The sequence below is a fragment of the Pontibacillus sp. ALD_SL1 genome (genome assembly GCF_017355605.1).
In genome coordinates, this window is sequence record NZ_CP062974.1 from 1,643,130 (window position 1) to 1,664,232 (window position 21,103).

22 protein-coding genes are annotated in these 21,103 nt (G+C 40.9%); 19 read left to right on the forward strand and 3 right to left on the reverse strand.

Translation table 11 applies throughout. From position 1 onward, the window contains the following. Window positions 1-7 precede the first annotated feature (7 nt). From fmt to spoVM, 8 genes are all read left to right on the forward strand, one after another. Window positions 8-955, forward strand: coding sequence for a methionyl-tRNA formyltransferase (gene fmt, locus IMZ31_RS08265; RefSeq protein ID WP_207530047.1), 948 nt, complete (start codon window positions 8-10; stop codon window positions 953-955). Beyond that, window positions 948-2,297: a 16S rRNA (cytosine(967)-C(5))-methyltransferase RsmB gene (gene rsmB, locus IMZ31_RS08270; RefSeq protein ID WP_207530048.1), complete on the forward strand. Its 1,350-nt coding sequence runs from the start codon at window positions 948-950 to the stop codon at window positions 2,295-2,297. Before fmt ends, rsmB begins: the two co-directional genes overlap by 8 nt. A gap of 295 nt (window positions 2,298-2,592) precedes the next feature. After that, entirely contained in the window at window positions 2,593-3,348 is a 756-nt protein-coding gene (locus IMZ31_RS08275; protein ID WP_207530049.1) for a Stp1/IreP family PP2C-type Ser/Thr phosphatase, read from the forward strand. Next, window positions 3,348-5,381: a Stk1 family PASTA domain-containing Ser/Thr kinase gene (gene pknB / locus IMZ31_RS08280; protein ID WP_207530050.1), complete on the forward strand. Its 2,034-nt coding sequence runs from the start codon at window positions 3,348-3,350 to the stop codon at window positions 5,379-5,381. Before IMZ31_RS08275 ends, pknB begins: the two co-directional genes overlap by 1 nt. Next, window positions 5,382-6,263: a ribosome small subunit-dependent GTPase A gene (gene rsgA / locus IMZ31_RS08285; RefSeq protein WP_207530051.1), complete on the forward strand. Its 882-nt coding sequence runs from the start codon at window positions 5,382-5,384 to the stop codon at window positions 6,261-6,263. A gap of 3 nt (window positions 6,264-6,266) precedes the next feature. Next, window positions 6,267-6,920, forward strand: coding sequence for a ribulose-phosphate 3-epimerase (gene rpe, locus IMZ31_RS08290; RefSeq protein ID WP_207530052.1), 654 nt, complete (start codon window positions 6,267-6,269; stop codon window positions 6,918-6,920). Between the two features lie 173 nt (window positions 6,921-7,093). After that, window positions 7,094-7,762, forward strand: coding sequence for a thiamine diphosphokinase (locus tag IMZ31_RS08295; protein ID WP_207530053.1), 669 nt, complete (start codon window positions 7,094-7,096; stop codon window positions 7,760-7,762). Between the two features lie 40 nt (window positions 7,763-7,802). Next, window positions 7,803-7,883, forward strand: a complete 81-nt coding sequence (gene spoVM / locus IMZ31_RS08300; protein ID WP_019376515.1) for a stage V sporulation protein SpoVM — start codon at window positions 7,803-7,805, stop codon at window positions 7,881-7,883. Window positions 7,884-7,991: 108 nt separating this feature from the next. Here spoVM and rpmB read toward each other — a convergent pair whose 3' ends face one another. After that, complete coding sequence (gene rpmB / locus IMZ31_RS08305; RefSeq protein WP_036778593.1) at window positions 7,992-8,180, reverse strand: 50S ribosomal protein L28; 189 nt, start codon at window positions 8,178-8,180, stop codon at window positions 7,992-7,994. A gap of 301 nt (window positions 8,181-8,481) precedes the next feature. Between rpmB and IMZ31_RS08310 the strand changes: the two genes are divergently transcribed. Together IMZ31_RS08310 and IMZ31_RS08315 are read left to right on the forward strand one after the other, a co-directional pair. Beyond that, window positions 8,482-8,844, forward strand: a complete 363-nt coding sequence (locus IMZ31_RS08310; RefSeq protein ID WP_036778594.1) for an Asp23/Gls24 family envelope stress response protein — start codon at window positions 8,482-8,484, stop codon at window positions 8,842-8,844. A 37-nt stretch (window positions 8,845-8,881) separates the two neighbouring features. Further along, a complete protein-coding gene (locus tag IMZ31_RS08315; protein ID WP_207530054.1) occupies window positions 8,882-10,552 on the forward strand; it encodes a DAK2 domain-containing protein in 1,671 nt (556 codons plus the stop codon). A gap of 535 nt (window positions 10,553-11,087) precedes the next feature. On the opposite strand, the gene IMZ31_RS08320 is transcribed toward IMZ31_RS08315, so the two are convergent. After that, on the reverse strand, window positions 11,088-12,365 hold the full coding sequence (locus tag IMZ31_RS08320) for an NCS2 family permease (protein WP_242705680.1): 1,278 nt from the start codon (window positions 12,363-12,365) through the stop codon (window positions 11,088-11,090). 235 nt (window positions 12,366-12,600) lie between these two features. Between IMZ31_RS08320 and sdaAB the strand changes: the two genes are divergently transcribed. The 9 genes from sdaAB to rnc all read left to right on the forward strand — a co-directional run bounded on the left by sdaAB (window position 12,601) and on the right by rnc (window position 20,660). Further along, complete coding sequence (gene sdaAB / locus IMZ31_RS08325) at window positions 12,601-13,263, forward strand: L-serine ammonia-lyase, iron-sulfur-dependent subunit beta (RefSeq protein WP_207530055.1); 663 nt, start codon at window positions 12,601-12,603, stop codon at window positions 13,261-13,263. A 22-nt stretch (window positions 13,264-13,285) separates the two neighbouring features. Further along, window positions 13,286-14,179: an L-serine ammonia-lyase, iron-sulfur-dependent, subunit alpha gene (gene sdaAA, locus IMZ31_RS08330; RefSeq protein ID WP_207530056.1), complete on the forward strand. Its 894-nt coding sequence runs from the start codon at window positions 13,286-13,288 to the stop codon at window positions 14,177-14,179. A 5-nt stretch (window positions 14,180-14,184) separates the two neighbouring features. Then, the gene (gene recG, locus IMZ31_RS08335; protein ID WP_207530057.1) at window positions 14,185-16,221 is read left to right on the forward strand and encodes an ATP-dependent DNA helicase RecG; all 2,037 of its coding nucleotides are present in this window, start codon (window positions 14,185-14,187) and stop codon (window positions 16,219-16,221) included. 78 nt (window positions 16,222-16,299) lie between these two features. Beyond that, window positions 16,300-16,875, forward strand: coding sequence for a transcription factor FapR (gene fapR, locus IMZ31_RS08340; RefSeq protein ID WP_207530058.1), 576 nt, complete (start codon window positions 16,300-16,302; stop codon window positions 16,873-16,875). A gap of 2 nt (window positions 16,876-16,877) precedes the next feature. Further along, window positions 16,878-17,888, forward strand: a complete 1,011-nt coding sequence (plsX, locus tag IMZ31_RS08345; RefSeq protein WP_207530059.1) for a phosphate acyltransferase PlsX — start codon at window positions 16,878-16,880, stop codon at window positions 17,886-17,888. Next, window positions 17,885-18,826 (forward strand): ACP S-malonyltransferase, encoded by a 942-nt coding sequence (gene fabD, locus IMZ31_RS08350; RefSeq protein WP_207530060.1) that lies wholly within the window; start codon window positions 17,885-17,887, stop codon window positions 18,824-18,826. The genes plsX and fabD overlap by 4 nt, the downstream gene beginning before the upstream one ends. 3 nt (window positions 18,827-18,829) lie before the next feature. Continuing rightward, window positions 18,830-19,570: a 3-oxoacyl-[acyl-carrier-protein] reductase gene (fabG, locus tag IMZ31_RS08355; protein WP_207530061.1), complete on the forward strand. Its 741-nt coding sequence runs from the start codon at window positions 18,830-18,832 to the stop codon at window positions 19,568-19,570. A gap of 89 nt (window positions 19,571-19,659) precedes the next feature. Further along, complete coding sequence (acpP, locus tag IMZ31_RS08360) at window positions 19,660-19,890, forward strand: acyl carrier protein (RefSeq protein WP_036778618.1); 231 nt, start codon at window positions 19,660-19,662, stop codon at window positions 19,888-19,890. An 80-nt stretch (window positions 19,891-19,970) separates the two neighbouring features. After that, entirely contained in the window at window positions 19,971-20,660 is a 690-nt protein-coding gene (rnc, locus tag IMZ31_RS08365; protein ID WP_207530062.1) for a ribonuclease III, read from the forward strand. A 195-nt stretch (window positions 20,661-20,855) separates the two neighbouring features. Here rnc and IMZ31_RS08370 read toward each other — a convergent pair whose 3' ends face one another. After that, window positions 20,856-21,086, reverse strand: a complete 231-nt coding sequence (locus IMZ31_RS08370) for a DUF1128 domain-containing protein (protein WP_036778623.1) — start codon at window positions 21,084-21,086, stop codon at window positions 20,856-20,858. Window positions 21,087-21,103: the final 17 nt, after the last annotated feature.

The window sequence follows — 21,103 nt, forward strand, 5'->3', positions numbered from 1 at the left end:
TGTTGATATGAAGCGTATCGTTTTTATGGGGACGCCTGATTTTGCCGTACCTGTTTTACAACAATTAATTAAAGATCAATATAATGTGGTGGCAGTTGTCACCCAACCAGATCGCCCTAAAGGTCGAAAGAGAGAGATGACACCACCTCCGGTTAAAGTTGAGGCGAACCGTCACGACATTCCGGTATTGCAACCAGAGAAAATTAAGCATGAGTATGAGGATGTTTTAGAATACCATCCCGACCTAATTGTCACAGCTGCATTTGGTCAAATCCTCCCAAAAGAATTATTAGAGGTGCCTGAGTACGGGTGTATAAACGTACATGCCTCCATCCTTCCAGAACTTAGAGGAGGAGCGCCCATTCATTATTCAATCCTTCAAGGGAAGAAAGAAACCGGGATTACAATTATGTATATGGTAGAAGCATTAGACGCAGGGGATATCCTGAGTCAACGTCGTGTATCGATTGAAGAAGAAGATCATGTTGGAACCCTTCACGATAAACTTTCAGAAGTCGGTGCAGCTCTTTTACATGACACATTACCTGATTTACTTAATGGTGCTATTACTCCCGTTAAGCAAGAAGAAAGTAAAGTAACCTTCGCTTCTAATATTAAGCGAGAGCAAGAGCGAATTGATTGGAATAATGACGCACAAACGGTTTATAACCATATTCGCGGTTTACACCCTTGGCCTGTTGCTTTTACAACATGGAATAATAAACCATTGAAAGTATGGTGGGGAGTGAAAGTACAAGACTCCTTTAAAGGAAGCCCCGGAGAAGTTGTTCGTTTAGATGAAGATGGATTTGTTGTTACTTGTGGAGATGGTAATGGTATTAAGTTAACGGATATTCAACCATCAGGGAAAAAGCGAATGGCTGCTGGCGATTTCTTACGTGGAGCTGGTCAGTCTCTTAAAGTGGGCTATGTCTTAGGTGAAGCTAATGAGTGAGATGGCCTTAAGAAATGCAGCACTAGATATTGTTACTCGCGTTGGTGAAAACGGAGGGTATAGCCACCTCTTAATTAATCAAACCATAGAAAAGAGAGGGTTGTCAGACCGTGACACCTCTCTACTTACAGAGATTGTTTACGGAACCGTGCAGCGCAAAGATACTTTAGATTACTACATCACACCCTTTGTTAAGAATAAGAAGAAGTTAAAGCCTTGGGTACTTTGGCTACTTTATATGTCAAGTTATCAGATGGTTTACTTAGAACGTGTGCCTGATCACGCTATTATTCATGAAGCAGTAGAAATTGCAAAAAAGCGAGGACATAAAGGCATTGTATCTATGGTAAATGGTGTGCTACGTAACCTGCAACGTAATGGAGTACCTTCCCTTGATGAGATCGAGGACCCTGTTGAGCGTGTAGCAGTAGAGACAAGTCATCCAAAATGGATGGTAGAACGCTGGAGTAATATGTATGGTCTTGAAGAAACGGCGAGAATGTGTCATAAGAACCTTGAGCGACCAACAATGTCTGTTCGAGTTAATACGACTCGCTATACACGGAGTCAGGTGATGGAGACGTTACAAGAGGATGGTTTTGATGTAGAAGCCTCTGCTTTGTCACCACAAGGAATTATCATCTTTTCAGGTAACATCCTTCGTCATAGCATCTTTAAAGAAGGCGGGATAACCGTTCAGGACGAAAGTTCAATGCTCGTGGCTGAGATGATGGGGCTTCAGGAAGGATTGCATGTTCTGGATTCTTGTAGCGCACCAGGCGGAAAGTCAACCCATATTGCTGAGAAGATGAATAACACTGGGCAAGTTGCTTCTTTTGATCTTCACAAGAAAAAGGTAAAGCTTGTAGCAGAGAAGGCGGAACAGCTAGGTTTAACGAATATTTCAACTGCACAAGCTGATGCAAGGCACCTGCCTGAGTTAATCGGTGCTGAAACATTTGACCGTGTATTATTAGATGCTCCTTGTTCTGGCCTTGGTGTAGTCAGGGGTAAACCAGACATTAAGTACTCCAAAACTGAAGATGATATTGCTTCTCTCTCAACTATACAGAAAGAGTTGCTTGAATCAGTCAGTTCATTAATGAAAAAAAATGGTACACTAGTATATAGTACATGTACAGTAGACCGCCAAGAAAATGAAGAAGTTATACAAGATTTCTTAAGTAGCCATCAGGAATTTGAAGTGGACAAGGACTTCTTTAACGATCTACCTGAAGATTGTAAAAATCTACCAGGTCTAAGTGAGTGGGGTCTTCAACTATTTCCACAAGACTTTGATACAGATGGTTTCTTCTTAACAAGATTAAAGCGTAAAGGATAAAAGTGTTTTGGATGTTCTTATTTGACTTTGTTTAGATAGAACATTTTCTTAAGAGAATGATTTTTTGGATCTTGTGAACGATAACCGTTTTTTAAGACACTTTACGTGAATTTAGAGTAAGAGCAACATAACCCCATTGTACAAAATAGAACATTGGGGTCTGTTCTTTTATAATAGGGCATGTTCCTATTATAGTGATAGATAAGAATGCCGTTTCCAAAGAGAATGAATGGTCAATCGATTTATCATTTAGTTATTATCACATTCAGCTTAAATAAGAGGCGAGGTGAAACCCTTGAATGGTTATTTTTTGACGGACAAAGGACAGGTTCGTAGCCATAATGAGGACTCTGGGGGAATTTTCTTTAACCGAAACAATCAAGTGTTAGCAGTTGTAGCAGATGGGATGGGTGGACATCGAGCAGGAGACGTAGCGAGTAATATAGCGACGACCTCTTTACATAATAAGTGGCTTGACGCTCATCCTATTCAAACAGCAGAAGAGGCAGAGGATTGGCTTAAGAATACGATTAAAAATGTTAATCAAGAATTATTTCAGTATGCCTTGAACCATGAAGAATGCCAGGGAATGGGAACAACGATTGTAGCCGCCATTTGTACAGAGGAATTTGTATCTGTAGCTCATATAGGCGATAGTCGCTGTTATTTGTCAAATGAATTCGGTTTTAAGCAAGTAACTGAAGATCATTCGTTGGTGAATGAACTTGTAAGAGCTGGTCAGATTACCCGTGAAGATGCTGAACATCACCCTAGGAAGAATGTATTATTAAAGGCACTTGGAACAGAGTCTGAAACGAGTGTGGATATTAATACGGTGATCTGGGAAGAAGATGATAAGTTATTACTTTGTTCAGATGGTTTATCGAATAAAATGATGGAAGATGAACTGGTTGAATTCGTTCAAGAGCCACTCCCGCTTGAAAAAGCTGCTGAAAAACTTGTCACCATTGCGAATGAGCGTGGGGGAGAAGATAACATTTCGTTAGTGCTCGTTCATCATGATGCGCCGACGGAAGAGGGTGTGTCTTAATGCTTAAGGGACACCTTTTAAATGACCGCTATGAAATCCGGGAAACCATTGGTGGCGGAGGAATGGCCAATGTATACCTAGGCCGTGATACGATTTTAAACCGAGATGTGGCAATTAAAGTACTTCGCTTGGAATACGCAAATGATGATGAATTTATTGCAAGGTTTCGAAGAGAAGCTCATTCGGCTACAAGCTTGTCTCATCCGAACATTGTAAATATATACGATGTCGGAGAAGAAGAACACATTTACTACATGGTCATGGAATATGTTGATGGAATGACTTTAAAACAATACATACAGTCATACGGACCACTAGATGTTCAAGAATCACTTGATATTACTAAGCAAATTACAGCAGCCATCACACATGCCCATGATAACCATATCGTGCACAGGGATATTAAACCTCAAAACATATTGATTGATGAATATAAACAAGTGAAAGTAACTGATTTCGGGATTGCTATGGCTTTAAGTGCTACGTCCTTAACCCAAACCAATTCAGTATTAGGTTCTGTGCACTACTTATCTCCTGAACAAGCTAGGGGAGGTATGGCAACTAAGAAATCAGACATATATTCGATTGGAATTGTTTTATTTGAGATGTTGACTGGACGACTTCCATTTTCGGGTCAGTCACCTGTGTCTATTGCTTTGAAGCATCTTCAAAGTGAGACTCCTTCTATGAAAAGATGGAATCCACAAGTACCTCAAAGTGTAGAAAATATTGTATTAAAAGCAACAGCCAAAGATCCATTTCATCGTTATGATGACATATCTGAAATCGATGAAGACTTAGATACTGCTCTTTTGCCCGAAAGGCAAGATGAAGCGAAATTTACCGTTCCTTTGGATGATGATGAAGAAGTAACGAAAGCAATACCGATTATAACGAATGATGCTTATAACTCTGAGCGTACAGATGATACGATTATACATCAGACGGATCATACGGAGGTTAACACTGACCCCGAACAGCCACCAACGCCTAAAAAGAAGCGGAAGTGGAAAGGATGGGTTTTTGGGATTTTATTTACGTTAATTGGAGCAGGTGCTTTGGCGTTATTTCTTATTCCTGCCCTTATGATTCCTGATGATGTAGAAGTGATTGATGTAAGAGGACTAGAGTATGAGGAAGCGCTTAGTCAGTTAATGGAGCTTAACTTGAAAGTAAATCGCGAGGCTATTAATTCCTCTGAAGTAGAAGAAGGAAAAGTCATTAGAACCAATCCTGAAGAAGGATCCACTGTGAAAGAAGGTTCAGAAATTACCGTTTTCTCAAGTCTTGGTAAGAAAAAAGAGGAGTTTAAGGATTATGCCGGGGCTTCTTTCGAGAAAGTTAAGAAAGAATTGGAAGAGAAAGGGTATAAGAAAGTTTATCTTAACCGAGAGAATTCATCTGACGTTCAAGAAGGGATAATCATCTCCAATCTTACTCCAGGAGCTGGAGATATGGTCCTTCCGGAAGAAACGTCTGTTGTGTTGGTGGTTAGTAGTGGTCCTGAACAAGTGGATGTACCAGATGTCACCGGGAGCACGATTCCAGAAGCAGAGTCAACTTTAGGAAATAACTTTTCGCTCGAAGAAGCTGGACAAGAGTTTAATTCATCAGTTCCCAAAGGTCGAATTATTCGTCAGCAGCCAACTGCCAATGAAGAAGTGGATATAGGGTCGAATATGAGGGTATGGGTCTCTAAAGGTCAGGAACCCCCAACTTATAGAACTATTAGTAGAAAATACACCGTTGAAGTCGAACAAAATGAATCTCAAGAAGATGAGCAACCTCAAGATAACATTGGGGAAGAAAACGCGGATCAACAAGAACCTATTGAAAAAACGGTTAAAATTTATATTGATGATGAAAATGAAGATGTGGATACTCCTTATATAGACGAAACCATAAATCAGACAAAAGAATTCACCATACCCCTTCGAGTGAAACAAGGTTCAACTGCTTACTACAGGGTAGAGGTAGATGGTGAGACGGTGAAAGAAGAAGAGGTACCATATGAAGAAGGTGAAGCTGAATAGATGTTAAAGGGTAAGATTGTAAAAGCGCTTAGTGGTTTTTATTACGTTCAGGATGGAAATTCTGTTTATCCGTGTAAAGGGCGAGGGAATTTCCGTAAGAGGAAAATCACTCCGCTTGTAGGTGACAACGTATCTTTTGAGATGGATGAGAATGAAGAAGGATATATCCTTGAAATTGACGAAAGAAAAAATGAGTTAGTTCGACCACCTATAGCGAATATTGATCAAGCGATGATTGTAGCATCAGTTGTAGAGCCTGAGTTTCGTACGATTTTAATGGATCGATTTCTAGTCTTGATCGAATCGAAAAATATTACACCAATGATTGTATTAACGAAGACAGACCTTGTCGATGATGAGGAGCTTGAGAAATTGGAGTCATACAAGGAAGACTATGAGAAATTGGGGTACACAGTGATTGTGGGCTCTTCAAAAGAAGAGGATGGTCTATTGGGAATTACGCCTTACCTTGAAAGGAAAACCACCGTTATTGCTGGACAATCTGGTGTAGGAAAGTCTTCAATGTTAAACGCCCTAAAGCCTCATTTAGACCTTGAAACGAATGACATTTCAAAAAGCCTTGGTCGAGGGAAGCATACAACACGTCACGTGGAGCTCATTGAAATGTACGGAGGGCTTATTGCGGATACGCCTGGTTTTAGTTCTCTTGAATTTCAAGACCTAGAATATGATGAACTTCCGGATTGTTTTCCTGAAATGCGTGAGCACGGAGAGTACTGTAAATTTAGAGGATGCTTACACAACAAAGAACCAAAGTGCGCGGTTAAAGCTGCGGTAGAAGAAGGGGAGATTCCTTCTTATAGATATGAACATTACTTGCAGTTTTTAGAAGAAATACAAAACAGAAAGCCGAGGTATTAATCTATGACAAAAATTGCTCCATCTATATTGTCTGCTGACTTTGCTAAGTTAGGAGAAGAAATAAAAGATATTGAACAAGGCGGCGCTGAATATGTCCACGTGGACGTGATGGATGGTCATTTTGTTCCGAACATCACGATTGGACCACTTATTGTTGATGCAATTAAACCACATACTAACTTACCGCTTGATGTTCACTTAATGATTGAAAATCCAGATCAGTACATTCCGCAGTTCGCTTCTGCTGGAGCAGATATTATTTCAGTTCATCAAGAAGCGTGCCCTCACCTTCATAGAACAATTCAGTTGATTAAATCAGCTGGTGTAAAAGCAGGTGTAGTCATAAACCCTGCTACACCGGTAGAGATGATCAAGTCTGTATTGCCTGATGTGGATTTAGTTCTTCTTATGACTGTTAATCCTGGGTTTGGGGGGCAGCAATTTATTGAAAATGTTGTTCCTAAAATCAAAGAGGTGGCAAACTTGAGGGAAGAGTTTGGATATAACTTTGAGATCGAAGTTGATGGTGGAGTTAAAGAAGGTACAGCTCAAACATGTGTAGAAGCAGGAGCAGACGTTCTTGTTGCGGGAAGTGCTGTCTTTAATAAAGAGGACCGAGGAGAAGCTATTCAATCGTTATTAGCTACTCGCGTGTAGCTTTAAATAGCAGAGAGAGTAGCACACAGTGCGTCGGATCTCAATAGGAAATAGACTCTTCGCTTTCGATGAGTTCTATCAACTAACCGTTTTTAATTTTCTGGATAACAAAAAGGCTGACCCTTTAGGAATGGGATCAGCCTTTTTTCATAGAATGTAGAAAGGGTGAAATGATGAAAGGGATCGCAATAGTTGGGGGAGGGCCAAGTGAGCACATTCCCTCATTAATGCAATACAAAGAAGAAGAGATTACATGGATTGGGGCTGATCATGGTGCTATCACCCTTGTAGACGATGGGATCTCCCCAGACTTTGCTGTAGGGGATTTTGATTCTGTTACTGAAGAACAATTAGAAAAGATTAAGCGTTGTACAAAGGAGTTTACAAAGCATCCGGCTGAAAAGGATGAAACTGATTTAGAAATTGCTGTAAGGACGGCTTTGACGTTGAATCCAGAAGTTATTTACTTCTTTGGTGTCACAGGAGGAAGGTTGGATCATGCTTTAACAAACTTGCAAATTCTAGCTCCACTAGAAGCGCAAGGGATTAAAGGGGTGATTATTGATAAGGGGAATTGGGTTGAGTGTAAATCACCCGGGCACCACGAAGTGCAGTTTGACCCTGGTTATCCGAACATTTCCTTCATTCCATTTACTCCTGAGGTTCGGGGGCTAACGCTTGAAGGCTTTTATTATCCTTTAGAAAATGCCTTTGTCCCATGGGGGTCTACGTTGTGTGTGTCGAATAAGCTTATTTCAGAAAAAGGTACTTTTTCATTTGAGCATGGCATACTATTACTAATAAAGAGCCGAGATGTACTAAGTGAAACTAGGAAATCCTAAGGCTATTAAAGGTCATTGTATGTTAGAGGAGGGGGACCAGTTGAAATTTTATACCATTAAACTCCCACGCTTCATTGGTGGTTTCGTGCGCGTCATCATAGGTACCTTCAAAAAAGACTAAAGGCGTACGACGTCTAACACACGTTCTCATTTGTAGTAATTTCTTATCTTTGGATACAAAAAAAGCACCCCAAAGGGTGCTTTTTTTGTATGGTAAAATGGTTAGCGATTAAACGCGTTGAATTTTACCGGATTTAAGAGCACGTGTTGAAACGTAAACCTTTTGAGGTTTACCGTCGATCATAACACGTACTTTTTGTACGTTAGATTTAAATTGACGTTTACTAGCGTTCATAGCGTGTGAACGGTTGTTTCCAGTAGTTGTTTTACGGCCTGTAACAGCACATTTACGACTCATAATTTTCCCTCCTACTTGCACTAAAGCTTTCATGTATATCATCAAATACTTATTTAATTTATCATACCGTCGTTAAGATTTCAACAAGTTTGACGAAATATATCAAGAAAAGTCACTTGACAGATAAATTGTTTTCGTCCATTGTTAAATGGGGTTTTCACAAGCTTTTATGCGAATTAGTCAATGAAAGTGTTCGATTGTAGAGAATGTGTCGCGTTTCTTCCATCAACCACACTTTTAAATTCAAGCTCGTTATAGTAAAATGACGATAAGTATGGAAGAGAACGAAGGAGGATCCAATATGTCCATTGATTTAAATACGAACTTTGGTCACGTAACCATTACGAATGAAGTGATTGCAACTGTAGCTGGCGGTGCAGCTGTAGAATGCTACGGAATTGTAGGAATGGCCTCAAAAAATCAAATCAAAGACGGTCTTACAGAAATATTGCGTAAAGAGAATTTCGCACGCGGCGTCATTGTCCGTCAAGAAGAAGAAGAAACACATATTGATATGTATATTATCGTAAGCTATGGGACGAAGATCTCGGAGGTTGCCTCTAATGTACAATCACAAGTGAAGTATACATTAAATAAAACAGTTGGCTTGTCCGTAGACTCTGTGAATATTTATGTTCAGGGTGTACGTGTGGCAAATGATTAATCAGACAAGTTAGTGGATGACGAAGGAGGAAGTCGGAGTGACGATAAGGACGTTAGATGGAGCAACGTTTGCGCAAATGGTGCTCGCAGGAGCAACCCATTTAACAAACAATGCGAATATGATCGACGCTCTTAATGTATTCCCTGTTCCAGATGGTGATACAGGTACGAATATGAATTTATCAATGACATCAGGAGCGAATGAAGTAAGAAATGTACAAGCAGACCACGTAGGTGAAGTAGCTAAAAGCTTAGCTAAGGGGTTGTTGATGGGCGCGCGCGGTAATTCAGGTGTAATCTTATCACAACTCTTTAGAGGTTTCTCAAAGGCTATTGAGGATAAAGAAACGATTACAACAACTGATTTTGCTGAGGCAATGAACCAGGGTGTTAAAACTGCTTATAAAGCAGTAATGAAACCTGTTGAAGGCACAATTCTTACTGTGGCTAAAGATTCCGCTGAAGCTGCTAACAAGATTGCTGACCAGGAAGAAGATATTGTTGTTTTCATGGAAGAAATGATTAAGAATGCAAAATCATCATTGAAACGCACTCCAGAACTGCTACCAGTCCTGAAAGAGGTTGGAGTGGTTGATAGTGGAGGTCAAGGTCTTGTTACGATTTATGAAGGGTTCTTGGCTAACTTAAAAGGCGAAGAGTTACCTGCTACGAATGAAGCCGGTCCAAGTATGGATGATATGGTTAATGCTGAACACCATAAACTCGCTCAAGACTTCATGAGCACCGATGAAATAGAGTTTGGATACTGTACAGAATTTATGGTGAAGTTCGAAGAAGATAAACTAGCTCAAAACCCATATGATGAAGATGCTTTCAGAGAGGACCTAAGTGAGCTTGGAGATTCTTTACTTGTCGTATCAGACGACGAGCTCATTAAAGTGCACGTCCATGCTGAGACGCCTGGTAAAGCGCTAACACTAGGTCAGCGCTATGGTAGTTTGGTTAATATGAAGATTGAAAATATGCGTGAACAGCACACATCCATTGTAGGCGAACAGAAGAAAGAAAAGCCTGCAAAGAAAGAAAAAGCTGAATTTGCTATTGTAACTGTTGCAATGGGAAGTGGCATTAAAGAGATGTTTGAAAGCCTTGGAGCTACAGTTGTAATCGAGGGCGGGCAAACGATGAACCCAAGTACTCAGGACATTACAAACGCGATTCAGGAAGCGAATGCGAAACAAATTATCGTATTGCCAAATAATAAAAACATAGTCATGGCTGCTGAACAAGCTGCAGAATTAGCAGAGGATCACGTTGTTGTGGTTCCTACAAAAACAGTTCCTCAAGGTATGAGTGCACTACTTTCATTCCACCCTGAACAATCGATTGAAGAGAATCAGGAAGGTATGAAAGAAGCCGCTGCAGCTGTAAAGACAGGTCAGCTAACATATGCTGTACGTGATACTCAAATTGATGGAATGACGATTGAAAAAGGGAACTTTATGGGGATTCTAGAAAGTAGCATTTCTTCCACTCATCAAGACAAACTTGAAGCAGCGAAACAACTTCTTCAAGACATGATTGATGAAGAAGAAGATGAGATCTTAACCATTCTTCAGGGTGAAGACGCTACGACAGAAGAGGTTGAGGCTCTTGAGAGCTTCTTAGAAGAAAACTTTGAAGATCTTGAAGTAGAAGTTCATAAAGGTAACCAGCCAATCTATTCTTTTATTTTCTCAGTGGAATAGTAAGGTGTATGTAACGAAAGCAGTTCAATTTTGGAGGACAAAGAAGCTTTTCCCCCTTAATTGAACTGCTTTTCTTATTCATTTGTTATAGGTTAATGTTGATATTTCTTTAGGGTAAGAATACTGAAGACTAGAAATTGAGGGATCTAGAAATGGTGGTCCGTTACTTTAAATAGGCTAGGTTATGATTGTTGGGCAAACGGAACAGTATCGTTCTTGTTTTTAGTCCCGCCTACCATATATGGGTGCTCCCGCCTCTGCTCTATTTGGCGAAGGTGGACCTGGAAATTGCGAGACTCCTGCGGGAGAAAGAGGTAGACGAGATCCCGCAGAGAGCGAAGCGAACGAGGAAGCTCGTCAGCTCGCCCGCGGAAAGCGAGTGATTTCCAGGTCCACCTTACGCTCCATTAAAATTGGCGGGAGCAATTCTCCATTCGTAGCAAATAGACATTGTCTTCAATCCAAATCTACATACAAAAAGAGCATTGGACTGTATAACAGTCCAATGCTCTAATTTACATCTGAAAGGATAGGGTTACAACCCTAATGCTTTAATGATGAATTCAGTTAGGAACATGCCTGCGATCACCATTACAGGAAGGGTGACTTTGCTTTTTTGACCACTTGCCATTTTAACAATGGGGTAAGCGATAAAGCCAAAGGCCATTCCATCAGCAATGCTGTTTGTGAACGGAATCATTACAATGATTAAGAAAGCGGGCATTGCTTCTGATAAATCGTCAAAGGCAATATGGCGAATGTTTTGTACCATAAGGGCCCCTACAATAATCAATATAGGGCTAATCGCCATGGAAGGAATCCATGATATAAACGGGATTAGTCCAAGGGTGAGCAAAAACAATACGCCTGTAGTGATGGCTGCTTTACCTGTACGACCATTTGAGGCAATCGTTGCTGCGCTTTCTGCCGAGGACACGGTTGGCGATGTGCCGAAGAAAGCGCATGTTAGGCTTGAAAAAGCTGTGGACTGGAAGGAGCGCTTAAACTTACTCATGTCTCCCACCATAGATAGCTGACCGTTGATGAGCCCCATGTTCTCAAAGACGAGTACAATCGTTAACGGAAATACACCTAACCAAAAGGCGAGTTCGTCTACTGCGCTGAAAGATGGGATGAAAACCCACTGTGCGTCTAATGCAATGCTGGTTATGCCTCCATCTAGAATTCCGAACAGATAGGCTAACGCCGTTCCAGTTCCCATGGTTAACAGAAAATGACCAGGAACATTTTTAATGAATAGGAATATGCCTACCGCCAAAGTTAGTAGACTAACAAGCACGGTTGGGGAAGTGAAATGCCCTAGTTCAATCAAAGAATGTTCCCCGCGCGTAATTAAGCCGCCTTTCTCAAGCCCAATAAACGTAAGAAATAGACCTAGTCCAACCGTAATGGCGTGCTTTAACGAGTCAGGTATAGCTTCTTGGAGCCATGAGCCTAATTTGGTTAGAGCAATAACGATAAAAAGGATTGACGATACAAGAACAACGCCTAATCCTTCCTGGAAAGAAAGCCCTCCACCTTGTACGATTGAATAGGCGAACAAGGCGTTAACGCCCATTCCTGGTATTAATACCATAGGAGCGTTTGCCCAAAAACCGATCATTAAGCACCCCACAAAGCTAGCTAAAATGGTAGCGATCATACCAGCTTGGTAGCTGATACCGGCTTCGCTAAGAATCGAACCATTAACTGCCACAATGTATACAGTCGTTAAATATCCGATTAACCCTGCCATCATCTCTGTTTTCAGGGATGTCTTTGCTCCTTGTGAATCAGGGTTACGTTGTTTCATATAAAACCCTCAGTATAAAATTGCCCTCTCCCACCCGATTATGCCGAACATAATCCACAAAGTTTTATTATAGGGAAGTCTGTGAATTTTATCAACTACTCTTCATACTCGTTTTTCTTTATCTTTGTTATAATAAAAGAGTTGATCGAAAACACTCTTACTTGTTGAATGCGCTTACAATTACGTGTATAAAGGAAATAGATGATCATTATAAATGGATAGGATGGTGGTAACAGTGAAGTTTAAATCTGTTTTTGATATTATTGGTCCGGTTATGATTGGGCCGTCTAGTTCACATACAGCAGGTGCTGCTCGTATAGGAAGAGTAGCTCGTACGTTATTTGGTAGGGAGCCTAAGTGGGTAACCGTCCATTTGTATGGATCATTTGCGAAAACGTATAAAGGTCATGGTACAGATGTTGCCATTGTAGGTGGCGTGCTTGATTTTGAAACGTGGGATACTAGAATTAGCACATCGCTTGATTTGGCAAAAGAAAAAGGAATTAAAGTTCAGTTTGAAGAGGAAGATGCTCATACAGATCATCCCAACACGGCTCGGGTAAGGATCGGGGATGATGATGGGGATCTTGAATTAGTTGGTATATCAATCGGTGGAGGAAAAGCGGAAATTACTGAACTAAATGGATTTGAGTTACGTCTTTCAGGTAATCACCCCGCTATTTTGGTTATGCATAACGACCGATTTGGTTCTATTGCCTCTGTCACTCAAACGCTTGCCAAGCATGAGATAAACATTGGGCATATGGAAGTTTCGAGAAAAGAAATGGGCAAAGAAGCCCTTATGGTTATTGAGGTAGACCAAAATGTTAGTGATGACCTTTTAAGAGAACTTGAAAGTTGTGATCATATCTTGCAAGTAGCGAAAGTTGTAGATTAACAGAATAGGGGAGGAATCATACATGAAAATCTTATTTCGTAATGTAGCGGAGTTAATAGAGCGTTGTGAAAGTGAAGGAGTATCTATATCAGAGTTAATGATTCGTCAGGAGATGGCGGTTCGTGAGCGATCTCGTGAAGAGGTTTTTGGACAAATGGAAGAAAACCTTAAGGTGATGGAAAACGCAGTAGAGGAAGGGCTGCAAGGGGTTAAGTCCCACTCAGGTTTAACGGGTGGAGATGCTGTACTCATTCAAAACTATATGAAAAACCACACCCCGCTTTCGGGTAACTTGTTAATGGATGCAGTAAGTAAAGCGGTAGCTACGAATGAAGTGAATGCGGCGATGGGAACCATATGTGCAACACCTACAGCAGGGAGTGCGGGATGTGTACCTGGTACACTATTCGCTGTGAAAAACCAATTAAACCCAACGCGTGAGCAAATGGTAAGATATTTATTTACTTCAGGTGCATTTGGATTTGTAGTTGCAAACAATGCATCCATCTCAGGTGCTGCTGGAGGTTGTCAAGCAGAAGTGGGATCAGCTGCAGGTATGGCAGCTGCTGCGATCGTAGAAATGGCAGGAGGTACACCTGCGCAATCAGCTGAAGCAATGGCGATTACTCTTAAAAATATGCTAGGGTTGGTGTGTGATCCTGTTGCAGGCCTTGTGGAAGTTCCGTGTGTGAAACGAAATGCGATGGGAGCTTCTAATGCAGTGGTTGCAGCAGATATGGCTCTTGCTGGTGTAACAAGTCGCATCCCGTGTGATGAAGTTATTGATGCTATGTATAAGATTGGTCAAACAATGCCTGTTGCTCTTAGAGAGACAGCTCAAGGTGGTTTAGCGGCTACACCGACAGGACGAGAGCTAGAAGCGAAAGTATATGGAATAAATTTAAAAAGTGAGTGAGACAAGTGCTACAACAATCGGTTTTACAATTGTCAGGAGTTGGTGAGAAAACTGGAGAAACGCTAAATGAAATGGGAATATTCACGATTGAAGATTTTCTTTTTTATTTTCCGTTTCGTTATGATGTTCACGAGGTAAAGCCGTTGACCGAACTTGTACACGATGAAAAAGCTACTATTGAAGGGGAGGTTGTAGGTGAACCTTCCCTCACCTTTTTTGGAAAGAAGAAATCACGCTTAACCATTACGTTACAAGTGGAACAATTTGCTGTGAAAGCAGTTATGTTTAATCGTGCTTTTGCTAAGAAACAGCTTCAACCAGGTGATACGGTTACTGTTACAGGCAAGTGGGACCAGCATCGTTTGCAGATTACGGTAAGTCATTATTATAAAGGTAGAGCAAAATCAAACACACCAATTCAACCGGTCTACTCTTTAAAAGGGAATATGAAAATGCCAACGTTTAAAAAGTGGATGAGAACTGCAGTAGATCATTATGGTTCTTACATAGAAGAGGTTTTGCCTTCTTCTTATTTGGAAGCATATAAGTTACCGGAACGTTCTAAAGCACTATATGGCATGCATTTCCCGGAAAGCCGGGTCGTGTTAAAGCATGCAAAACGTCGTTTTATATACGAAGAATTCTTGTTATTCCAATTGAAAATGCAGCTCCTCCGAAAAATTAAACGAGAAGCTACGACCGGTAATGCACAAAGCTTTGATAAAGAGTCCGTTACTCAATTTACAAATGACTTACCTTTTGCGTTGACAGGGGCGCAGTCCAAAAGTCTAAAAGAAATCTTAAAAGATATGAGCTCTCCTTACCGAATGAACCGTTTGCTTCAAGGGGATGTAGGATCTGGTAAAACTGCGGTAGCAGCTATAGCTTTATATGCAACTATTACTTCAGGGAAACAGGGTTCTCTAATGGTTCCTACGGAAATTCTTGCGGAGCAACATCATGAATCGTTGCAAGATTTGTTTGGAGATAAGGCCAATGTTGTCCTTTTAACAGGTAGCGTTAAAGGAAAGCGTCGTAAAGAAGTCCTAGAAAAAATTGCGAACCATGAGGCCGATATTATCATAGGAACACATGCGTTAATTCAAGATGAAGTTATCTTTAGTGATCTCGGACTAGCCATTATAGATGAACAGCACCGTTTTGGTGTAGAGCAGCGCCGAACGCTTCGTGACAAAGGCTTGATACCTGATGTGCTCTTTATGACCGCAACACCAATCCCTAGAACTCTAGCTATTACAGCTTTTGGTGATATGGATGTTTCTGTAATTGATGAAATGCCAGCTGGGCGCAAAGCTGTTGAGACTTATTGGGTGAAAGATCAAATGTTAGATCGTGTTTTAACATTTATCCAAAATGAAGTCGAAGAAGGTCGTCAGGCGTATGTAATTAGCCCGTTAATTGAAGAATCCGACAAGCTTGACATTCAGAATGCTGTAGATACTTATCATCAGCTTACTGCTTATTTCCCTTCATCTATAAAAGTGGGATTGATGCACGGTCGCTTAACATCTGAGGAAAAAGATGAAGTGATGAAGCAGTATGCCAATAACGAAGTGCAAGTATTAGTGTCTACAACGGTTGTAGAGGTGGGTGTGAACGTTCCCAACGCAACGGTAATGCTTATATACGATGCTGATCGTTTTGGTTTGTCACAACTTCATCAGTTAAGAGGTCGTGTTGGGAGAGGCAGCCATCAAAGTTACTGTATTTTACTTGCTGATCCAAAAGGAGATGTAGGTAAAGAGCGTATGAGGATTATGAGTGAAACCACAAATGGATTTGAATTGTCTGAGCATGACCTTAAACTTCGTGGCCCTGGTGATTTTTTTGGAAGGAAGCAAAGTGGCGTTCCAGAGTTTAAAGTTGCAGATATGGTGCATGATTATCGAGCTTTAGAAACCGCTCGTCAAGATGCGCAGAAAATGATTGAAGAGGATCATTTTAAGAAAGACCCATCCCTCCAGCCGCTGTTTAACATCTTAATGAATGATCCTATTCTAAAAGGAGAAGTTTTGGATTAAAGAAACAATCCTTGCATAAGATAGGGAGGTATTATATATTACTATTAGTACCTAGTCATAATTGGACGGTGTGTATAGATGAAGTTATCGAAGAAAGAGCGTCAGCAGCGCCTCAAGGAAACGATTAAGATGACTCCGTTCATTACAGATGAGGAATTAGCCAAGAAATATGGGGTTAGTATCCAAACAATACGTTTGGATCGAATGGAACTATCAATTCCTGAACTTCGTGAACGAATTAAGTCGGTCGCTACCTACCAATGGAATGAAACGGTTAAAGCCCTGCCTCTAGAGGAGGTTATTGGTGAGGTGGTTGATTTGGAGTTAGATCATAAAGCAATCTCGATATTAGATATAAAAGATGAACACGTATTCTCTCGTAACAGAATCGCCAGAGGTCATCACTTGTTTGCACAGGCAAACTCTTTGGCTGTGGCTGTTATTAATGATGAACTTGCTCTGACGGCTAAGTCTGAAATTCGATTTACACGTCAGGTAAAAGAAGGGGAACGCGTTGTAGCAAAGGCACAAGTTAAAGGGAACGATGACAAAGGTCGTACCATTGTAGAAGTAGAAAGTGTGGTTGACCAAGAGACTGTTTTTTCTGGTGTCTTTGTCATGTATCGTTCAAATGATGAAAAAGGAGAGGCCTAACCATGAGATTAGCAGTCGATGCAATGGGAGGAGACCATGCTCCTAAAGAAATCGTATTAGGCGCAATAGAAGCGGTAAAAAATATAGAGAACCTAGAAATCACCTTATTTGGCCAAGAGGACAAGATTCGTTCACACATGAACGAAGACTACTCAGCCATTAAGGTCGTACATACAGATGAAATGATTACTTCAGAAGACGAACCGGTTCGTGCGGTTCGTCGTAAGAAAAATGCTTCAATGGTATTGATGGCGAAAGAAGTTAAAGAAGGACGTGCGGATGCTTGTGTCTCTGCTGGCAACACAGGGGCGCTTATGAGTGCTGGCTTGTTCGTTGTTGGACGTATTGAGGGAATTGAACGCCCTGCGCTTAGTCCAACGCTTCCTACAGTAGATGGAAAAGGTTTTTTACTACTAGACGTAGGGGCGAATGTTGATGCAAAACCGAACCACCTAGTACAATACGCCGTGATGGGATCTGTTTATGCAGAGCAAGTGCGTGGCATAAATTCCCCTAGAGTTGGTCTTTTAAATGTTGGTACAGAAGACGGAAAAGGGAATGATCTTGTTAAGAAGACATTCAAGCAATTGCAAGGCGCACCGATTAATTTTGTAGGAAATGTGGAAGCGCGCGATTTGCTGAATGGTGTAGCGGATGTTGTTGTGGCGGATGGTTTTACTGGGAATGTAACCCTTAAAACAATAGAGGGCACAGCTATGTCTATGTTTGCTATGATTAAAGATACATTTATGACAAATTGGAAGACTAAGTTGGCTGCTAGTATGGCTAAAGAAAATCTACGTGGGTTAAAGAGTAAGCTAGATTATTCTGAATATGGTGGAGCTGGATTATTTGGTCTTGCCGCACCTGTTATAAAAGCTCATGGTTCTTCTGATGCTCGTGCAGTATATAACGCTATTAAACAAGCTTGTCACATGGTTGACCATGAGGTAAATCAAGCTATACAAGAAACGGTTCAAAATATGGACTGGGATAAGGATGATGATCAATGAAAAGAATAGCTTTTGTCTTTCCAGGACAAGGTTCTCAAGAAGTTGGTATGGGAAAGGCGTTCTATGATCAATATGAAAGTGTAAGAGAGCAGTTCGCTAAAGCGGACGATCGCTTAGGTGTTTCTCTCAGCCAATACATGTTAGAAGGGCCAGAGGAAACGCTAACGAAGACAGAGAATGCTCAACCCGCTCTTCTTCTACTTAGTACATCGATTGCTCAATTACTTAAAGATGAAGGCATCAAACCTGAACTTGTTGCAGGACATAGTTTAGGTGAGTATAGCGCTCATGTAGCTGCCGGGACAATGTCACAAGAAGAAGCATTGTCTTTAGTACAAAAGCGTGGTCAGCTTATGGAAGAAGCGGTCCCAGCTGGTCAAGGTTCCATGGCTGCTGTACTCGGGTTAGATATTGAAAGAATCGAACATGTAACTTCAGCAATTCGGGACCAAGGGCAAGTTGTGGAGGTTGCGAATTATAACTGCCCAGGTCAAATTGTTATTTCAGGTTCAAAAGAAGGCGTAGATCAAGCGTGTGAACGTTTGAAAGAAGAAGGTGCAAAGCGTGCCCTCCCTCTTAATGTAAGTGGTCCTTTCCACTCTCGTCTAATGAAACCTGCAAGTGAGCAATTTGAGTCAGAACTAAAAGGTGTTTCCTTACAAGAGGCTGAAGTTCCGGTGGTTGCCAATGTAACAGCAGAACCTGTTCAAGACAAAGATCAAATTTTTAATTCTTTAGTCGAACAACTTTATTCTCCGGTTCGTTTTGAAGAAACCATTCGTTACATGATGGACCAAGACATCGATGCCTTTGTGGAGGTTGGAAATGGAAAAGTCTTAAGCGGCTTGATTCGTAAAGTTAATCGACGAATGAAAACATTTAACATCCAAGACCCAGAAAGCTTAGAAGCATTTCTGGAATGGTATAAGGAGGACTAACATATGCTTGAAGGGAAAGTGGCCCTTGTAACTGGTGCATCTCGCGGAATTGGTCGTGCTATTGCTTTAGAGCTTGCAAGACAAGGGGCTAGAGTAGCTGTGAACTATGCAGGCAGCGAACAGAAGGCTCAAGACGTTGTAGATGAAATTACTTCTTTAGGAGCAGAGGGCATTAAGATCCAGGCAAATGTCTCATCAGAAGAAGAAGTAAAAGCAATGGTTAAACAGGTTACTGAAACGTTTGGTCGTATTGATCTATTAATCAATAACGCAGGTATTACCCGTGATAACCTTCTTATGCGAATGAAGGAAGAGGAGTTTGACCAAGTTATAGATACGAACCTTAAAGGTGTCTTCTTGACAACGAAGGCTGTAACACGTCCGATGATGAAGCAAAAAGGCGGGAAAATTATTAATATAGCGTCTGTTGTTGGCGTTAGTGGAAACCCTGGACAAGCTAACTATGTAGCCGCTAAAGCAGGTGTGATCGGATTAACCAAGACCTCTGCTAAAGAATTAGCTGCTCGTAATATTCTTGTCAATGCCGTTGCACCTGGATTTATTGAAACGGATATGACAGATGAACTGACAGACGAACAAGTTGAGAGTATGCAATCGATGATTCCATTGTCCCGTTTAGGACAAGGTGAAGATATCGCAAAAGTCGTACGCTTCTTAGCGTCTGACGATGCCAACTATATGACGGGTCAAACTCTTCATGTAGATGGCGGCATGGTCATGTAATTTTTATAAAGATCCACAGATAAAATCTTCTCATGACCTAGTATTTTAATGTGAAATCTTCTATAATTACTGAAGGGAGGTGAACAACGATGGCAGATGTATTTGAACGAGTAAAAGGCATAGTTGTTGAACGTCTAGATGTAGACGACTCAAAAGTAACCATGGAAGCTTCCTTTAAAGATGACCTAGAAGCAGACTCACTAGATGTGGTTGAGCTTGTTATGGAACTTGAAGATGAGTTCGACATGGAGATCTCTGATGAAGATGCAGAGAAAATTGAGACAGTTGGCGATGCTGTGAATTACATAAACAGCAAGTAACAATAAAGGTAGAAAGTCTCGCAAGATGCGAGACTTTCTCTGTATGTAATTCTAATAATAAGAATAGGTGGCATGAGACAGTGGATTTCACGAAATTTCAAGATAGAATTGGGATAAGCTTTGAGAGTAAAAAGTTATTAGAGCAGGCTTTCACCCATTCATCCTATGTGAATGAGCATCGCACCCGAGAATATGACGACAATGAACGATTAGAATTTTTAGGGGATGCTGTACTAGAATTAGCAATATCGCAATATCTATACCGTAAGCATCCAGAGATGACTGAAGGCGAATTAACGAAATATCGCGCTTCAATTGTTTGTGAAGCATCACTCGTTCGTTTCGCAAATGATTTACATTTCAGTGACCTGATCTTCTTAGGCAAAGGAGAAGAAATGACAGGTGGTCGTGAGCGTCCTGCTCTGTTAGCAGACGTATTTGAAGCGTTTATCGGAGCTATTTATTTGGATCAAGGCTTCCAGACTGTTATTCGATTTCTTGAAGAGTTTGTCTATCCTAAAATTCATAAAGGTGCTTTTTCGCATGCGATGGATTATAAAAGTCAATTACAAGAAGTGGTTCAAAGAGAACGTAATGGCGTTATAGAATATGAGATTGTGGAAGAAAGAGGCCCAGCTCATAATCGTGAATTTATCGCACATGTTTTCATACAAGGTGACCGTTCTGGAATTGGCATTGGTCGAACGAAAAAAGAAGCAGAACAAAATGCTGCTAAGGAAGCACTTGATGCTTTCGATATAGAGGTGTAAAAAAGCTGCTGGCTCCCGCTAGCAGCTTTTTCTATCTGCCTAGAGAATGTTTTATTTGGGCGATATTGAGCGTGAGGTGGGGACTAGCGAGAATAGGCCATATGCGAGTGCAATATAACCGACGTTATGCTGACGCTATGGGGCTGTTCATACAACAAAAAAGACAAGCCTATGTGAATAGGCTTGTCTTAAACGTTATGCTTTAACGCGGTATTTACCTAGTTCTCCAACAACAGCTTGGAGCTCTGAGACGCTAAGTTGTCCTTTTTTCATTTGAACCATGTCGTACATGTCTTTGATATCTTCATAATGCTTGATGTCGTAGTCTTCAGGGTCCATTAAACCTCGGTTAACAACTTGAAGCTGCTCGGCTAGTGTGTTGATCATAAACACTAAATTATCATTTGTTGGGGTATTTAAATCCATAAATCTCTCTCCTCTTT

Excerpts from the sequence above, each read along its gene's own strand:
- fabG (WP_207530061.1), top strand. The coding sequence starts at position 18,830 with ATGCTTGAAGGGAAAGTGGCCCTTGTAACTGGTGCATCTCGCGGAATT.
- rsgA (WP_207530051.1), top strand. The coding sequence starts at position 5,382 with ATGTTAAAGGGTAAGATTGTAAAAGCGCTTAGTGGTTTTTATTACGTT.
- fapR (WP_207530058.1), top strand. The coding sequence starts at position 16,300 with ATGAAGTTATCGAAGAAAGAGCGTCAGCAGCGCCTCAAGGAAACGATT.
- rpmB (WP_036778593.1), bottom strand. The coding sequence starts at position 8,180 with ATGAGTCGTAAATGTGCTGTTACAGGCCGTAAAACAACTACTGGAAAC.
- rpe (WP_207530052.1), top strand. The coding sequence starts at position 6,267 with ATGACAAAAATTGCTCCATCTATATTGTCTGCTGACTTTGCTAAGTTA.
- pknB (WP_207530050.1), top strand. The coding sequence starts at position 3,348 with ATGCTTAAGGGACACCTTTTAAATGACCGCTATGAAATCCGGGAAACC.
- plsX (WP_207530059.1), top strand. The coding sequence starts at position 16,878 with ATGAGATTAGCAGTCGATGCAATGGGAGGAGACCATGCTCCTAAAGAA.
- rsmB (WP_207530048.1), top strand. The coding sequence starts at position 948 with ATGAGTGAGATGGCCTTAAGAAATGCAGCACTAGATATTGTTACTCGC.
- sdaAA (WP_207530056.1), top strand. The coding sequence starts at position 13,286 with ATGAAAATCTTATTTCGTAATGTAGCGGAGTTAATAGAGCGTTGTGAA.
- fmt (WP_207530047.1), top strand. The coding sequence starts at position 8 with ATGAAGCGTATCGTTTTTATGGGGACGCCTGATTTTGCCGTACCTGTT.
- acpP (WP_036778618.1), top strand. The coding sequence starts at position 19,660 with ATGGCAGATGTATTTGAACGAGTAAAAGGCATAGTTGTTGAACGTCTA.
- IMZ31_RS08370 (WP_036778623.1), bottom strand. The coding sequence starts at position 21,086 with ATGGATTTAAATACCCCAACAAATGATAATTTAGTGTTTATGATCAAC.
- IMZ31_RS08320 (WP_242705680.1), bottom strand. The coding sequence starts at position 12,365 with ATGAAACAACGTAACCCTGATTCACAAGGAGCAAAGACATCCCTGAAA.
- fabD (WP_207530060.1), top strand. The coding sequence starts at position 17,885 with ATGAAAAGAATAGCTTTTGTCTTTCCAGGACAAGGTTCTCAAGAAGTT.
- IMZ31_RS08295 (WP_207530053.1), top strand. The coding sequence starts at position 7,094 with ATGAAAGGGATCGCAATAGTTGGGGGAGGGCCAAGTGAGCACATTCCC.
- IMZ31_RS08310 (WP_036778594.1), top strand. The coding sequence starts at position 8,482 with ATGTCCATTGATTTAAATACGAACTTTGGTCACGTAACCATTACGAAT.